Source organism: Streptomyces sp. NPDC093111 (assembly GCF_040683955.1).
Classification (GTDB): domain Bacteria; phylum Actinomycetota; class Actinomycetes; order Streptomycetales; family Streptomycetaceae; genus Streptomyces.
The window spans coordinates 324,931-340,574 of sequence record NZ_JBFBNW010000001.1 but is presented as its reverse complement, the minus strand read 5'-3'; the positions used below and the strand labels follow the sequence as shown (position 1 = coordinate 340,574).

Annotated in this window: 11 protein-coding genes; 2 read left to right on the top strand and 9 right to left on the bottom strand. The window is 75.1% G+C overall.

The features are described from left to right. Positions 1-97 precede the first annotated feature (97 nt). From AB0Q96_RS01580 to AB0Q96_RS01545, 8 genes are read right to left on the bottom strand one after another with little or no spacing between them, the layout of a single operon-like run. On the bottom strand, positions 98-676 hold the full coding sequence (locus tag AB0Q96_RS01580; protein ID WP_365321006.1) for a TetR/AcrR family transcriptional regulator: 579 nt from the start codon (positions 674-676) through the stop codon (positions 98-100). Then, on the bottom strand, positions 664-1,386 hold the full coding sequence (locus tag AB0Q96_RS01575) for an enoyl-CoA hydratase family protein (RefSeq protein WP_365321005.1): 723 nt from the start codon (positions 1,384-1,386) through the stop codon (positions 664-666). The genes AB0Q96_RS01580 and AB0Q96_RS01575 overlap by 13 nt, the downstream gene beginning before the upstream one ends. Further along, positions 1,383-2,978: a 4-coumarate--CoA ligase family protein gene (locus AB0Q96_RS01570; RefSeq protein WP_365321004.1), complete on the bottom strand. Its 1,596-nt coding sequence runs from the start codon at positions 2,976-2,978 to the stop codon at positions 1,383-1,385. Before AB0Q96_RS01570 ends, AB0Q96_RS01575 begins: the two co-directional genes overlap by 4 nt. A 60-nt stretch (positions 2,979-3,038) precedes the next feature. After that, positions 3,039-4,172, bottom strand: a complete 1,134-nt coding sequence (locus AB0Q96_RS01565; RefSeq protein WP_365321003.1) for an acyl-CoA dehydrogenase — start codon at positions 4,170-4,172, stop codon at positions 3,039-3,041. Beyond that, positions 4,169-6,241 carry a biotin carboxylase N-terminal domain-containing protein gene (locus tag AB0Q96_RS01560; protein ID WP_365321002.1) on the bottom strand — a complete coding sequence of 691 codons (2,073 nt, stop codon included), beginning with the start codon at positions 6,239-6,241 and terminating at the stop codon, positions 4,169-4,171. The genes AB0Q96_RS01565 and AB0Q96_RS01560 overlap by 4 nt, the downstream gene beginning before the upstream one ends. An 8-nt stretch (positions 6,242-6,249) precedes the next feature. Further along, positions 6,250-7,848, bottom strand: coding sequence for a carboxyl transferase domain-containing protein (locus tag AB0Q96_RS01555; RefSeq protein ID WP_365321001.1), 1,599 nt, complete (start codon positions 7,846-7,848; stop codon positions 6,250-6,252). Next, complete coding sequence (locus AB0Q96_RS01550) at positions 7,845-9,551, bottom strand: acyclic terpene utilization AtuA family protein (protein WP_365321000.1); 1,707 nt, start codon at positions 9,549-9,551, stop codon at positions 7,845-7,847. Before AB0Q96_RS01550 ends, AB0Q96_RS01555 begins: the two co-directional genes overlap by 4 nt. Beyond that, on the bottom strand, positions 9,548-10,399 hold the full coding sequence (locus AB0Q96_RS01545; protein WP_365320999.1) for a TIGR03084 family metal-binding protein: 852 nt from the start codon (positions 10,397-10,399) through the stop codon (positions 9,548-9,550). The genes AB0Q96_RS01550 and AB0Q96_RS01545 overlap by 4 nt, the downstream gene beginning before the upstream one ends. 263 nt (positions 10,400-10,662) lie before the next feature. Here AB0Q96_RS01545 and AB0Q96_RS01540 point away from each other — a divergent pair, with 263 nt between their 5' ends. Beyond that, positions 10,663-13,209 carry an ABC transporter permease gene (locus AB0Q96_RS01540; RefSeq protein ID WP_365320998.1) on the top strand — a complete coding sequence of 849 codons (2,547 nt, stop codon included), beginning with the start codon at positions 10,663-10,665 and terminating at the stop codon, positions 13,207-13,209. A gap of 122 nt (positions 13,210-13,331) precedes the next feature. Continuing rightward, complete coding sequence (locus AB0Q96_RS01535; protein ID WP_365320997.1) at positions 13,332-14,480, top strand: hypothetical protein; 1,149 nt, start codon at positions 13,332-13,334, stop codon at positions 14,478-14,480. 89 nt (positions 14,481-14,569) lie between these two features. Here AB0Q96_RS01535 and AB0Q96_RS01530 read toward each other — a convergent pair whose 3' ends face one another. Then, the gene (locus AB0Q96_RS01530) at positions 14,570-15,526 is read right to left on the bottom strand and encodes an EamA family transporter (protein WP_365320996.1); all 957 of its coding nucleotides are present in this window, start codon (positions 15,524-15,526) and stop codon (positions 14,570-14,572) included. Positions 15,527-15,644 lie beyond the last annotated feature (118 nt).

Here is a 15,644-nt window from a genome sequence, read left to right as displayed (position 1 = left end):
GGGACGCGGCCCGGCGGACCCGGCCCCGACCTCGGCCCGGCGGACCCGGCCCCGGCCTGGGGGCGGACGCGTCCCCGCCCCCGCCCCCACCCCGTCCTCAGCCCAGCGCCTCGTCCAGCAGCCGTGCCCACTGGGCGACGACCCGTTCCCGGCGGGCCCGGTCGTCGGTGAGGAGGGTGGCGAGGCCGAGGCCGCGGGCCATGTCGAGGAGGCCCTGGACGGATTCGCGGACGCCGGGGCGGGACTCGTCGGCGCCGAGGAGTTCGACGGCGATGCGGTGGGACTCGCGGCCCACGCGGGCTTCGAGTTCGGTGACGCGGGCGCGCAGCTGGGCCTCGTCGGCGGCGGCCACCCACAGGTGCAGGGCGGCGCGGAAGAGGGGGCCGGTGAAGAGGCCGACGAGGGCCGCGACGGCCTCCTGGCGCCCGACCGCGGGGAGCTCGCGCAGGGCCTGGGAGCGTTCCTCGGCGACGTACTCGACCGCCGCCGTGAACAGGTCCTCCCGGGTCGGGAAGTGGTGCTGGGCGGCGCCGCGCGAGACGCCGGCCCGTTCGGCGACGACCGACACGGTGGAGCCCGCCCAGCCGTGTTCGGCGAGGCAGGACACCGCGGCCTCCAGGAGCCGCTGCCGGGTGGCGCGGCTCCGGTCCTGCTTCGGGCCGGTCAGAGCCGCCATGCTGGGTCCCGTCGTTCGAGGAAGGCCGTCATCCCTTCGCGTGCCTCGGCCGAGGCGAACAGCGACGCGGACAGCTGGACCAGCTCCTCCGCGTCCCGCTCGAAGGCTTCCAGGACTCTAGCCGTGACCAGCCGCTTCGACGCCTTCAGCCCCTGCGGGGAGGCGCCGCGCAGCCCGTCGAGGATGCCGTCGAGCTCGTCCGTGCCGGCCGTCACCAGGCCCATGTCCCGGGCCCGGTCGGTGCCGAAGCGCTCGCCGGTCAGGTAGTAGCGGGCGGCCGCGCGCGGGTCCAGCCTGGGGAGCAGGGTCAGCGAGATCACGGCGGGCGCGACCCCGATCCGTACCTCGGTGAGCGCGAAGTCCGAGGTCTCCGACGCCACCACGATGTCGCAGGCGCCGAGCAGGCCGAGGCCCCCCGCGCGGGCGTGGCCGTCGACGACGCCGACGACCGGTTTGGGGAGCTCCACTATCTGTCGCAGCAGGTCGACGAAGACGTACGGCCCGGGCGGGGCCTTCAGGTCGGCGCCCGCGCTGAAGGTGGATCCGGTGTGGGTGAGCACGACGGCCCGGACCGCCGGGTCCTTGCCGCAGCCGCTGAGCGCGTCGGCGAGCTCGGCGACGAGCGGCGCGGACAGCGCGTTGCGGGTGGCCGGGGAGTCCAGGGCGAGCGTGGTGATGCCCCGGTCGGTGGCGACGTCGATCAGGCTCATGTGCGGTCCCTCGGTTCTCTCGGCTCGCGCAGCTCTCGGCGGAGGATCTTCCCCGACGCTGCCCTCGGCACCGTCTCGATGAACTCCACCCGGCGGATCTTCTTGTACGGGGCGACCCGCTCGGCCACGTAGGCGGCCACGTCCTCGCCGGTCAGGTCCCGCGCGGCGGGCTGGCGTACGACGAACGCCTTGGGGATCTCGCTGCCGTCCTCGTCGGGCACCCCGATGACGGCCGCGTCCGCGATGCCCTCGTGGGTGAGCAGCAGGGCCTCCAGTTCGGCCGGGGCGACCTGGAACCCCTTGTACTTGATGAGTTCCTTGACCCGGTCGACGACGTACAGCCAGCCGTCCCCGTCGACCCGTCCGACGTCCCCGCTGTGCAGCCACCCGTCCGCGTCGATCATGGCGGCGGTGGCCTCGGGCCGGCCCAGGTAGCCCTTCATGACCTGCGGGCCCCGGAAGACGATCTCGCCCTCCTCCCCCGGTCCGGCGTCGCGCGCCGGGTCGTCGAGGGCGACGAGCCGCATCTCGGTGGACGGCAGCAGCTTCCCGACGGTGCCGGGCGGCGGGTTCTCGGCGGCGAGCGGGACGAGGTGGGTGGCCGGGGACATCTCCGTCATGCCGTACGCCTGGCGGATCGGCGGCAGCCCGAGCCGGGCCGAGCAGGCGTCGGCGAGGGCCGCGTCCAGCGGGGCGGCGGAGGAGACGATGTAGCGCAGCGAGGACAGGTCGTAGTCGGCGACCGCCGGGTGCTTGGCGAGCGCGAGGACGATCGGCGGGGCCACGTACAGGGCGTTGATGCGGTGCTTCTCGATGGCGGCGAGGAAGCCGTCGAGCTCGAAGCGGGGCAGCACCACGACGGTGGCGCCGCGCCGCAGCGGGGCGTTCATCAGAGCAGTGAGCCCGTACACATGAAAAAAGGGCAAAACCGCAAGAATTCGGTCACCCGGCCCCATCGGCATCAGCGGTTCGAGCTGGGCGAGGTTGGTGGCGACGGAGGCGTGGGTGAGCATCACGCCCTTGGGGACGCCGGTGGTGCCGGAGGAGTACGGGAGGGCGGCGAGGTCCGTGTCCGGGTCGACGGCGAGGACCGGCTCGGGCGCGGTCGAGCCGAGGAAGGACTGGAGCGAGCGGCAGTCGTCGGCGGTGTCGCAGACCAGGATCTCCTCGACGCCGCCCGCGAGTTCGGCCGCCGCCCGGGCCGTCGCGAGCAGCGGCGACACGGTGACGATCCACCGCGCGGAGGAGTCGCGGAGCTGTTTGGCGAACTCCTCCGGCGTGGCCAGCGGGTGCACGGTGGTCACGGCCGCCCCGGCGCGCGTGGCGGCGTAGAAGGCGACCGGGAACAGCACGGTGTTGGGGCTGTGCAGGGCGAGCACGTCCCCCTGGCGGAGGCCGGCCTCCGCGAGACCGGCGGCCACCCGCCGGTGGAAGGCGTCGACCTGGCCGTAGGTGAGCGTCAGCCCACCCTCGCCGGCCGTCCCGTCGACCAGCGCGGGCAGGTCCCCGAACTCGGCGGCCCGCCCGAGGACGGCGTCGTGGATGGGGAGGGAGACGGCCGGAACTTCCGCGAACTCGCTGTGGAACACCATGCGTACGGGCCCCCTGATCGGTGGGTGGACGGTGCCGGGGAACGGACAGGATGGCCCGGATCAGTACGACTTGGGGAGACCCAGGGACTGGTGGGACACGAAGTTGAGGATCATCTCGCGGCTGACCGGGGCGATCCGGGCCACCCGGGCGGCCGTGATCAGCCGGGCGAGGCCGAACTCCTTGGTGAGGCCGTTGCCGCCCAGGGTGTGCACGGACTGGTCGACGGCCCGCACACAGGCTTCGGCGGCGGCGTACTTGGCCATGTTCGCGGCCTCTCCCGCGCCCATGTCGTCGCCCGCGTCGTACAGCGCGGCGGCCTTCCGCATCATCAGGCGGGCCAGCTCCAGCTCGATGTGGGCCTGCGCGAGGGGGTGGGCGATGGCCTGGTGGGAGCCGATCGGCGCCTTCCACACCTGCCGCTCCTTGGCGTACTTCACCGCCTGCGCGAGGGCGAAGCGGCCCATGCCGATCGCGAACGCGGCCGTCATGATCCGTTCGGGGTTGAGCCCGGCGAAGAGCTGGAGCAGGCCCGCGTCCTCGTCGCCGACGAGCGCGTCGGCCGGCAGGTGCACGTCGTCCAGGACCAGCTCGAACTGCTTCTCGTCGGCGGCGAGTTCCATCTCGATCTGCCGCCGCTCGAACCCGGGGGTGTCGCGCGGCACGATGAACAGGCAGGCCTTGAGGGTGCCCGTGCGGGCGTCCGAGGTACGGCCGACGATCAGGGTGGCGTCGGCGATGTCGACGCCGGAGACGAAGACCTTCCGCCCGTTGAGGACCCAGCCGTCCTCGGTGCGGGTGGCGGTGGTGGTGATGCGGTGGGAGTTGGAGCCCGCGTCGGGCTCGGTGATGCCGAAGGCCATCGTGCGGCTGCCGTCGGCCAGGCCGGGCAGCCACTCGCGCTTCTGCTCCTCGGTGCCGAAGCGGGCGATGACCGTGCCGCAGATGGCGGGCGAGACCACCATCATCAGGAGCGGCGCGCCGGCCGCGCCCGCCTCCTCCAGGACGATGGACAGCTCGGCCATGCCGCCGCCCCCGCCGCCGTACTCCTCGGGCAGGTTGACGCCCAGGTAGCCCAGCTTGCCGGCCTCGGCCCACAGGCTCGCCCGGTCGAAGCCGGGGCCGTGCCGGTGGCCGAGGGCGGAGACAGCGGCGCGGAGAGCGGTGTGCTCCGGGGACTCGATGATGCTGCTCATGCGGTCTGGTCCTCCTGGGCTTCGGTCGGTACGTCGAGGGGCTGTACGACGCCGAGCAGGGCGCCGACCTCGACCTGGCGGCCGGGGGCGGCGTGCAGGGCGGTGAGCGTGCCGGAGGCGGGTGCGACGACCCGGTGTTCCATCTTCATGGCCTCCAGCCAGAGCAGGGGCTGCCCGGCCTCGACCGGGTCGCCGACGGCGAGGCCCTCGGCGACCCGGACGACGGTGCCGGGCATGGGGGCGAGCAGGGAGCCGGGGGCGGTCTGCTCGCGCGGGTCGGGGAAGCGGGGCGCGGCGGTGAGCCGGTGGCGGCCGACGAAGACCGTGTCGCCGTGCCGGGCGACGCCGAAGTGGCGTACGACGCCGTCGACTTCGAGGCTCACCCGGTCGGGCGCGACGGCCACCGCGCGGATCCCCGGCGGGGAGGTCACCTCGTAGCCGCCGGTACGGGCCGGGCGGTAGCGGACCTCGTGGCTGTCGTGCCCCGCGTAGGTGCGGGTCTCGTCCTGCGCGCGCACATTGCGCCAGCCGCCGCCGAAGCGGCTCCGGCCGCCGGCCGCCGCCGCGAGCGCCGCCGCCACGGCGGCCTGCTCCTCCCCGGCGGGCGGCTCGGTCAGGGCGGTCAGGTGCCGCTCGTAGAAGCCGGTGCCGAGGCGGGCCGGGTCGGCGAAGTCGGGGTGCCGGAGCGAGGCGACGAGCAGGTCCCGGTTGGTGGCGGGGCCGTGGACGCGGGCCCGTTCCAGGACGTGGGCCAGCCGGCGGGCGGCCTCGGCGCGGGTGGCGGCGTGGACGACGACCTTGGCGAGCATGGCGTCGTAGTGGACGCCGACGGTGTCGCCGGAGACGTATCCGGTGTCAACGCGGACCCGGGTGCGGGCCAGGGCCTCGCCGGAGGAGCCGCCGGGCGCCCCGGGCATACCGGCGTGCGCTCCGGGCGCTCCGGGCGTCCCGTACGCCCCGCCCGCTCCCGGCGCTCCCGGCGCTCCCGGCGCTCCCGGCTCCTCGAACTCCAGCGCGTGCAGCAGGCCGGTCTGCGGGGTCCAGCCGCCCGCCGGGTCCTCCGCGTAGAGGCGGGCCTCGATGGCGTGGCCCCGGGGCGCGGGCGGTTCGGGCGGGAGCGGGGTGCCCTCGGCGACCGCGAGCTGGAGGGCGACCAGGTCGAGGCCGTGGATCTCCTCGGTGACCGGGTGCTCGACCTGGAGGCGGGTGTTCATCTCCAGGAAGTGCGCGACGAAGGTCCCCCCTGCTTGAGCGGAGCCGAGAGCTTGGGGGCCCTCGGCGACCAGGAACTCGACGGTGCCCGCGCCCACGTAGCCGACGGACCGGGAGGCGGAGGCGGAGGCGGCGTACAGGGAGTCGAGCAACGCCGCCGGGAGTCCGGGCGCGGGGGCCTCCTCGATCACCTTCTGGTGCCGGCGCTGGAGCGAGCAGTCGCGGGTGCCGAGCGTCCAGACGGTGCCGTGCGCGTCGGCGAGGATCTGCACCTCGACGTGCCGCCCGTCCTCGACGTAGGGCTCGACGAACACCTCGCCGTCGCCGAAGGCGCTCAGCGCTTCCGCCGAGGCCGCCTTCAACGCGGCCGGGAGGGCGTCCAGTTCGCGGACGACGCGCATGCCGCGTCCGCCGCCGCCGGCCGCCGCCTTCACCAGGACGGGCAGCTCGGCCCCGGTGACGTCGGCGGCGGCGAGCGGCGGGATGCCGAGGAGTTCCTTGGCGCGGGTCTTGGAGGCCATCGCCTCGATCGCGGCGGGCGGCGGGCCGATCCAGATCAGGCCGGCCTCGATCACCGCCTCCGCGAACTCCTTGTTCTCGGAGAGGAATCCGTATCCGGGGTGGACGGCGTCCGCGCCCGCCGCGAGCGCCGCCTTCACCACGAGGTCGCCACGCAGGTACGTCTCGGCGGGCGTCGCGCCCGGCAGCCGCACGGCCGCGTCGGCCTCCCGTACGTGCAGGGCGCCGGCGTCCGGGTCGGAGTACACCGCGACGGTCGCGATGCCCTGCTCGCGGCAGGTGCGGAAGACCCGGCAGGCGATCTCGCCGCGGTTCGCCACCAGAACTGTCGTGATCACGATGGGCCTCACATTCGGAAGACGCCGAAGCCGCCGCGCGCGCCCTCGACCGGTGCGTTGTGGATGGCGGAGAGGCAGAGCCCGAGGACCGTGCGGGTGTCCCGCGGGTCGATGACCCCGTCGTCGTACAGCCGCCCGGAGAGGAACATCGGCAGCGACTCCGCCTCGATCTGCGCCTCGACGAAGGCCCGCATGCCGGCGTCCTGTTCGTCGTCGTACGGCTGTCCCTTCGCCTCCGCCGAGGCGCGCGCCACGATGGAGAGGACGCCCGCGAGCTGCTGCGGGCCCATGACGGCCGACTTGGCGCTCGGCCAGGCGAAGAGGAAGCGCGGGTCGTAGGCCCGGCCGCACATGCCGTAGTGCCCGGCGCCGTACGACGCCCCCATGAGGACGGAGAGGTGCGGGACCTTCGAGTTCGCCACCGCGTTGATCATCATGGCGCCGTGCTTGATGATGCCGCCCTGCTCGTACTCCTTGCCGACCATGTAGCCGGTGGTGTTGTGCAGGAACAGCAGCGGGATGTCCCGCTGGTTGGCGAGCTGGATGAACTGCGCCGCCTTCTGCGACTCGGCGGAGAAGAGGACGCCCTGCGCGTTGGCGAGGACGCCGACCGGGTAGCCGTGCAGCTCGGCCCAGCCGGTCACCAGGCTCGGCCCGTACAGCGGCTTGAACTCGTCGAAGTCGGAGCCGTCGACGATCCGGGCGATCACCTCGCGCGGGTCGAAGGGGGTCTTCAGGTCGCCGGGGACGATGCCGAGGAGCTCCTCCTCGTCGTACTTCGGGGGCGCCGCCGGGAGCGGGTCCGGGTGCGCCTTGCGGTGGTTGAGGCGGGCGACGACGCGGCGGGCCTGGCGCAGGGCGTCGGCCTCGTCGACGGCGTAGTGGTCGGCGAGCCCGGAGACCCGGGCGTGCATCTCGGCCCCGCCGAGCGACTCGTCGTCGCTCTCCTCGCCGGTCGCCATCTTCACCAGCGGCGGCCCGCCGAGGAAGACCTTCGACCGCTCCTTGATCATCACAGTGTGGTCGGACATGCCGGGGACGTACGCCCCGCCGGCCGTCGAGTTGCCGAAGACGACCGCGACGGTGGGGATGCCGGCCGCGGACAGCCGGGTGAGGTCGCGGAAGAGCGCCCCGCCCGGGATGAAGATCTCCTTCTGGGAGGGGAGGTCCGCGCCGCCGGACTCCACGAGCGAGACCACCGGCAGCCGGTTGGCGAAGGCGATCTCGTTGGCCCGCAGCGCCTTCTTCATCGTCCAGGGGTTGGAGGCGCCGCCGCGCACGGTCGGGTCGTTGGCGGTGATCAGACACTCGACGCCCTCGATCGTCCCGATGCCGGTGATCAGCGAGGCGCCCAGCGGGTAGTCGCTGCCCCAGGCGGCGAGCGGGGACAGCTCCAGGAACGGGGTGTCCGGGTCGACGAGCAGCTCGATCCGCTCGCGGGCGAGCAGCTTGCCGCGCTTGCGGTGCCGTGCGACGTACTTCTCGCCGCCGCCCGCGATGGCCTTGGCGTGCTCGGTGTCGAGCGCGGCCAGCTTCTCCAGCATGGCCGAGCGGTGCAGCGCGTAGTCGGGTCCGCCGGTGTCGAGGGCGGAGGCGAGGACGGTCACAGCAGTTCCTCCGGTAGGTCCACGTGCCGGGAGCGGAGCCATTCGCCGAGTCCCTTGGCCTGCGGGTCGAACCGGGCCTGCGAGGCGACGCCCTCGCCGAGCAGCCCGGTCACGGTGAAGTTGAGGGCCCGGAGTCCGGGCAGGAGATGCCGCTCGACCGTCAGTTCCTCCGTCTCCGGAAGCAGCTGCCGGAAGAGGTCGACGGTGAGGGTGTGCGCGAGCCAGCGCCAGGCCCGGTCGTCCCGGACCCACACGCCGACGTTCGCGTCCCCGCCCTTGTCGCCGCTGCGCGCCCCGGCGACAAGGCCGAGCGGCGCCCGCCGGGTGGGCCCCGGCGGGAGCGGTTCGGGCAGCGGCGGCGCCGGTACGGGAGCGAGGACCCGGCTCCCGGGCGGTACGGGCACGGCGACCCGGCTCCCGTCGGGCAGCACCGCCGTGTGCGGGACCTCCCCGGCGGGGACGTACGCGGTCTCGAACACCCCGTAGGGGGCACCCTTCCCGGGCGGCGCGGTGACGTGGAAGCCGGGGTAGCTGGCGAGGGCCAGCTCGATCGCCGCGCCCGACAGGGTCCGGCCGACGGCCTCGGGGTCCGGGTCGCGGACCACCAGCCGCAGCAGGGCGCTCGCGGTCTCCTCGGTTCCGGCGTCGGCCCGGTCGGTCCTGGCCAGCTCCCAACGGACCTGTGCGGGCGCCGGCTTCGGCCCGCGGGCGAGGGCGTCCTCGATCTGGTCGCGGACCAGCTCCGCCTTGGCCTCGACGTCGAGGCCGGTGAGCACGAACACGACCTCGTTGCGGAAGCCGCCGAGCCGACAGAGCCCGGCCTTGAGCGTGGGGGGCGGCGCCTCGCCGCGCACCCCGTCGATCCGGACCCGGTCCGGGCCCTCCTGGGTGAGCCGGACGGTGTCGAGCCGCGCGGTGACGTCGGGGCCCGCGTACCGCGCGCCGCCCGTCTCGTACAGGAGCTGCGCGGTGACGGTCCCGGTGTCGACGAGGCCGCCGGTGCCGGGGTGCTTGGTGATCACCGCGCTGCCGTCCTCGCGCAGTTCGGCGAGCGGGAAGCCGGGGCGGCGCAGCAGCTTCGGGTCGTGGCCGGTGAAGAAGGCGTAGTTGCCGCCGGTGGCCTGGGTCCCGCACTCCAGGACGTGCCCGGCGACGACGGCGCCCGCGAGCCGGTCGTACTCCTCGGGGCCCCAGCCGAAGAACCACTGCGCGGGCCCGGTGACCAGGGCGGCGTCGGTGACCCGGCCGGTGACGACGACATCGGCGCCCGCGTCGAGGCAGGCGGCGATCCCGGCGCCGCCGAGGTAGGCGTTGGCGGCGAGGACGCCGTCCCGGGCGGGCAGCCGGTCGCCCTCGACGTGGGCGACGCGGACCGGGACGCCGAGCCGTCCGGCCAGCGCGCGCAGGGCGTCGGCGAGTCCGGCCGGGTTGAGCCCGCCCGCGTTGGCGACGATCCGCACCCCGCGTTCGTGGGCGAGCCCGAGGCCCTCCTCCATCTGGCGGAGGAAGGTCCTGGCGTAGCCGGTGGAGGGGTCCTTGAGGAGGTCGCGGCCGAGGATCAGCATGGTCAGCTCGGCGAGGTAGTCGCCGGTGAGGACGTCGAGCCCGCCGTCCGCGCCTCCCCCCGTGAGCATCTCGCGGACCGCGTCGAAGCGGTCGCCGTAGAAGCCGGAGGCGTTGCCGATCCGGAGGACCCGGCTCACGACGCACCCTCCCCGGTGCCGCCCGCCGCCGTCCCGCCGCCTCCCGTCCCGCCGCTCTCCGGGCCGGCCTTCGGTGGACGGCCCTGGCCGGCCGGGCCGGCGAAGGCCTGGGCGATCGTGAGCCAGTGGGCCGCTTCCGCTCCGAGCGGGACGAGGGCCGTGTCCGCGTGGTGCACCCGCTGTGTGACGAGCAGGCAGAAGTCGAGGGCGGGGCCCCGGACGATCTGGGTGGCGCCCTCGGGGCCGTACGCCCACAACTCACCCTCGGGTGAGACGAGTTCGAGGCGGAAGGGCTCGGCGGGCGGGGTGAGGCCGCGGACCAGGTAGGCGTAGTCGCGGGCGCGCAGCCCGATCCAGGCCACGTGCCGCAGCCGCGCCGTGGGCGCGCGCACGACGCCGAGGGCGTCGGCGATGTCCTGGCCGTGCGCCCAGGTCTCCATGAGCCGGGCGGTGGCGAGCGAGAGGGCGCTCATGGGCGGCCCGTACCAGGGGAAGCGGGCGCCGGGCGGGGCCTCGCGCAGGACCCGCAGGAGGCGTTCGCGGCCGTCCCGCCAGCCGGCGAGGAGCTCGGCGGGCGGCAGGGCCGCGCCCTTCTCGGCGCCCTCGTCGACGAAGGTGCCGGGCGAGGCGAGGGCCTCGGCGGCCTCGGCGGCGAAGGCCGCGGGGTCGGTGGCGGCGAGCAGCGCGGCCCGGTCGGTCCAGGCGAGGTGGGCGATCTGGTGGGCGACCGTCCAGCCGGCCGCCGGAGTCGGCGCGGCCCAGCGCTCGGGCCTCAACTCCCGTACGAGCGAGTCGACTTCCTCGCTCTCGGCGTTCAGGTCGTCGAGCACGGTGACGGGGTCGGACACGGGACGCTCCCCTCGGGGATCGACGGTCACGGGCGCGTGCGCGGCGGGCGCACGGCGGGTGCCGTGGACGTGCACACGGGCGTGTTGCGGAGGAGCATGGCAGGGCCCGAGGAAACAATCAAGCACGCTTGCATGATTTTAGGACGACCCTTTCTCCTTCTCCGGAGGTACGCGCCGGGGCCGCCGCGGCAGCCTCCGGGATGACCCCGAATCGTGCCTGGTGGGGCCGAGAACCACCGCCTCCCGCTCCTAGCGTGGACGGCATGTCGTCGTCGCCCCCGTCCTCGCCCTCGTCCCTGCTGCGCTTCACCGTCAAGGACTTCCGCGCCCAGCTGCGCCAGCTGCTCCTCACGGGCGCCGCCGTCGCCGTCGGCGTGGCCTTCCTGGTCCTGTCGGTCGGCGGGGCGGGCGCGCTCGTCCAGTCCTACGAGCAGTCGGCGGCGGCCGACGTCGGCACCGCGCCCGTCCAGGTCGCCGCCCGCGACGGCGCCCCGCTGCCCGCCGGCACGGCCGCCCGCGCGGCGAAGGTCCCGCAGGTCAGCGGTGTCGCCGAACGCCTCGTCGGGCACGCCAACATCCTCACCGCGACCGGCCGGCCGCTCGACGACCGGGCCCTGGTGACCTCCGTCGCCGCCGACCCGGCCCTGCGCTGGCAGCGCCTCGACAGCGGCAGCTGGCCCGAGCGCGCGGGCGAGATCGTCCTCGACCGGGACAGCGCGGCCCGCGTCGGCGCCGGCGTCGGCGACACCGTGCGGCTCACCAAGGCCGCCGGCGGCACCGCCGACGTACGCCTCACCGGCCTGCTCGACACCTCCGCCTCCCAGGCCCTCGGCTCCCAGCCGGCGATCGGCGTCCCGCACGCGCGGGCCGCGACGTACGCCACCGGCCTGCACGCCACCCACCTCGACCTGGCCGTCCGCCCCGGCGCCGACGCGCCGTCCGTCGCGAAGGAGGTCAGGAAGGAGCTCGGCGGCGGCATCACCGCCCGCACCCACGCCGGGGCCGTCGACGAGGCCGTGCAGAGCGGCCGGACGATGTACGCGGTCGTGCTCACCGCCGCCCTCTCCTTCGTGCTCATCGCGATGGCCGTCGCGCGGATGGTCGTCACCAACACCTTCTCCGTCGTCCTCGCCCAGCGCGCCCGCCAGCTGGCCCTGCTGCGCTGCATCGGCACCGACCGCGACCAGGTGCGGCGGATCATCCGCCGCCAGGGCCTGATGCTCGGCGTGCTCGCCTCCGGCGCCGGACTCGCCGCCGGCGCGGGCGCCTGCGCCCTCGGCACCGCCCTCCTGAACGGACTCGCCGACCTCGGCCCGCTCCACATCTCCCTGATGCCGGGCCGCTGGACCTTCGTCCTCGGCGGACTCTTCGGCGTCCTGCTCACCCTGTGGGCCGTGCGCAAGCCCGCCCGGGCCGCCTCCGCCGTACCGCCCGTCGCGGCGCTCGCCGCCAGCGGCGCGGCCACCCTGCCCGAGCCCGGCAGCCGCGCCCTGCGCGAGACCGTCTCGGTCCTCATGCTCGTCGCCGGCGCGGGCCTCCTCGCCCTCGGCGCGTTCGGCGGCTCGCCCGTCTCGCTGCTCGCGGTGACCCTCGGCGCGATCCTCACCTTCTTCGCGGTCCTGCGGTACGCGCGGTACGTGCTGCCGCCGATCGTCGGCCTCCTCGGCCTGGCCCTGCGCCGCCCCTTCGGCACCGTCGGCCGGCTCTCCGTCCAGCAGCTGCGCGCCAACGCGGGCCGCACCGGCGCCGCCGCCTCGGCGATGCTCGTCGGCGTGACGGTCGCCGTGTCGGCGGTGACCGCGATCGGCGTCACCAAGGGCGGCCTGGAGGAGATGCTCGCGAGCCGGATGCCGGCCGTGTTCGCCCTCGACAGCGACGCCGACCGGGTCCCGGCCGACGCCGTCACCGCGCTGCGCGCCGCCCCCGGCCTCACCGTCGCCCCCGTCCGTACCGCCACCCTGACCGTCGACGGGCAGCGCACCGTCGTCGCCACGGCGGACCCGGCCGCCCTCAACCCCGACGCGGAGGGCGTGGCGGCGGCCCGCGCCCTGAAGGACGGCGAGGCGCTGGCCTTCGCCGGACGGGGCGGGAGCCTGACGGTGCGGGGCGCCCCGGCGGCCCCCGCCGGCGGCACCCGGCTGACCGTCGTCGACGGCGGCGGCGCCCTGCCGCTCGCGCTCTTCCCCGAGGCCACGGTGTACGTCAACGGCGCCACCCTCGACCGGCTCGCCCCCGGCGACGCCGCGCACACCTCGACGGTCCTGGTGAACCCGGCCGACGGCACAAGCCACGACGAGGCCCGCGCCGCCGTGGACCGCGCGCTCGCCGCCCACCCCGACATCCGGATCGCGGACACCGGCTCCGACGCGGCCATGGTCCGCTCGATGCTGGACCGCCTGATGCTGGTGGTCACCGTGCTGCTCGGCTTCTCGATGTGCATCGCCGCGCTGGGCGTCGCGGCCACCCTGATGCTCACGGTGGAGGAGCGCACCCGCGAGTTCGGCATGCTCCGCGCGATCGGCCTCGCGGGCGACCAGCTGCGCCGCATGCTGACCCTGGAGTCCGTGCTGCTCGCCCTCTCCGGCGCCCTCGCGGGCACCCTCCTGGGCGTCGTCTACGGCACCCTCGCCGCCCGCTCGGTGATGGGCGCCCGGGTCTCCCCGCTGGACGTCCTCGCCTCCTCCGGCGGCACCGCCCTGACGATCCTCGGGATCCTCGCGGCCACCGTCCTCACGGGCGTCGCGGCCTCGGTCCTGCCGGCCCGGCGGGTGCGGCGGATGGTGATCGTGGACGCGGTGCGGGAGGCATAGGGGCAGGCCGGCCGGGGTGCTCCGGACCGCCGCCGTACAACCTTCCACCCCACGGAATCGTCCGACTGTTCGCATTCCCGCGGTGGCTTGTGGCCCATGCGGCAGGAGAGACGGAGCACCCCATGCTGTTCGAAGACGTACGCGCGCGAGGCCTCGCGGGAGCCGGAGTGGCGGCGGCGCTGCTCCTCGCCCTGCCCGGCACCGCCCTCGCGGCCCCCGCCCCGGGCCCGTTGGACGTCGAGGCGGGGGTCACGCTCCGGCAGTCGCTGGCCCGCCCGGGCGGGACGATCCAGGTGCAGCCCTCCGTCAAGGTCAGGTCGGGCACGGCGGGGAAGCTGGGGTTCACGTTCGCGCTGCCCGCCGGTGTCACGTTCCTGCGGCTGGACGGCGCGAGCGCCCCGTCCGACCCCACGTGCGCCCCGGCGGCGGACGGCCGCAGCGTCACGTGCGTGTCACCGCGGGCCGAGGGCGCGGACTGGGCCGCGGAGACCGTGTACGTCCAGGTCGGCAAGGACGTGGCGCCGGGCACGGAACTGCCGTTCACCGTGACCGCCGACATCGGCGACGCGGTCGACAGCAAGCCGGAGAACAACACGGCGACCCGGAAGGTCGAGGTCCGCACCCCCGGCGACCTGAGCGTGGAGTGGAAGCTCCCGCCGGGTCCCGTCCACCCCGGGAAGACGGTGCGGACCGAGGTCGTGGTGACCAACCACGGCCCGGGCCCCGTCCCGTTCGAGGCCCTGCGGCTCTACGTCGACGACCCCTGGCCGGGCGGCTACGACTCGTCCTGCTGGGCCGACCCCGCCACGCTGACCTGCGACCACTTCCGGGAGCTGGCTCCGGGCGGCACCCTCAGGTACCCCTTCACCTGGACGTTCCCCGCGAAGGCCGCCGGGACGACGTACAAGGTCGAGGCCCGGAGCCATTCCACCAGCCCGCTCGACCCGAACGACGCCAACGACCGCGCCATCGCCACGTTCAAGGTCGAGAAGGCCACGGGTCCGAAGCCGACGCCGACGCGCACGACGAAGCCGACGCCGACCTCGACGCCGACCTCGACGCCGGCCCCGACCGCGCAGCCGTCGACCTCCACCCCCGCGCCGTCCGCCACCGCCACCGCCACCACCACGCCGCCCCCGGCGGGCGACGGCGGCGGGCTGGCGAACACGGGCGCGGGTCCGCTGGCCGCCCTGGCCGGCACCGCGGCGGCGGCCGCCGGCGCGGGTCTCCTGCTGCTCCGGAACCGCCGGGCGGGTGCTGGGCGGCGCTGACGCGACGGCGGGCCGGTGCCACGCCCCCGTCCCGCGCGAAGGCCCGTGGCCAGGAAACCGCCCACGGGCCTTCGCGCAGGTCGACAGGATCAGGCCGGACCGGCCGCCCGCTTCACCTGGGTGCGGACCGCGCCCATGCTCGCGGCGATGACCAGGGCGATGGCGAGCGCGTCCGTCACGCCGAGGGCCTGGTGCAGGACGAGGAAGCCCGCGGTGGCGGCGATCGCCGGTTCCAGGCTCATGAGGATGGCGAAGGTCGGGGCGGGCAGGCGGCGCAGGGCGAGCAGTTCCAGCGTGTACGGGAGGACCGAGGACATCAGGGCGACGCCGAGGCCGAGCCCGACGGTCGACGGCACGAGGAGCCGGTCGCCGGCCTCGACGATCCCGAACGGCAGGCTGATGACCGCGCCGACCGCCATCGCGAGGGCGAGGCCGTCGGCCTGCGGGAAGCGGCGGCCGGTGCGGGCGCTGAAGACGATGTACGTGGCCCACATCGCGCCCGCGGCGAGGGCGAAGCAGGCACCGGCCGGGTCGAGCCGGTCGAAGCCGCCGCCGCTGAGCAGGACGACTCCGGCGAGGGCGAGGCCCGCCCAGAGCAGGTTGGACAGCCGGCGGGAGGCGATGACGGAGAGGGCGAGCGGGCCGAGCACTTCGAGGGTGACGGCGGCGCCGAGCGGGATCCGGTCGATGGCCAGGTAGAACAGGATGTTCATGCCGGACATGGCGGCGCCGAAGGCGACCACGGTGCCCCAGTCGGCGCGGCTGTGGCCGCGGAGCCTGGGCCGGCAGACGATCAGCAGGACGGCCGCGGCGAGCACGAGCCGCAGCGTGACGACGCCGAGGGCGCCGGCCCGGGGCATGAGGAGCACGGCGACGGCCGAGCCGAACTGTACGGAGAGGCCGCCCGCGACGACGAGCGCGACGGGCCCGAGCCGGGTGCCCCGGGGGGCACGGGGGGTACGGGCGGCGGGCCCCGGGGCCGGGGCGGGGCCGGGGGTGCCGGTGACCAGGGGACCGGCGGCTATGTCCTTGACCGGGCTGTCCACCGGCGCGCTCCTTGCACTGAAAACGATCAAGAGTTCACTACTCTGAACCAACCAGTCCAGAGTAATGGACCGACCCCCGAGGCTCCAACCTTCACGCTAGGAGCCTCCGCGTGGCATG

What these genes read in the sequence shown, in the direction of transcription:
- AB0Q96_RS01580 (WP_365321006.1), bottom strand. Translation starts at nt 676, where the DNA reads ATGGCGGCTCTGACCGGCCCGAAGCAGGACCGGAGCCGCGCCACCCGG.
- AB0Q96_RS01565 (WP_365321003.1), bottom strand. Translation starts at nt 4,172, where the DNA reads ATGAGCAGCATCATCGAGTCCCCGGAGCACACCGCTCTCCGCGCCGCT.
- AB0Q96_RS01575 (WP_365321005.1), bottom strand. Translation starts at nt 1,386, where the DNA reads ATGAGCCTGATCGACGTCGCCACCGACCGGGGCATCACCACGCTCGCC.
- AB0Q96_RS01570 (WP_365321004.1), bottom strand. Translation starts at nt 2,978, where the DNA reads ATGGTGTTCCACAGCGAGTTCGCGGAAGTTCCGGCCGTCTCCCTCCCC.
- AB0Q96_RS01540 (WP_365320998.1), top strand. Translation starts at nt 10,663, where the DNA reads ATGTCGTCGTCGCCCCCGTCCTCGCCCTCGTCCCTGCTGCGCTTCACC.
- AB0Q96_RS01535 (WP_365320997.1), top strand. Translation starts at nt 13,332, where the DNA reads ATGCTGTTCGAAGACGTACGCGCGCGAGGCCTCGCGGGAGCCGGAGTG.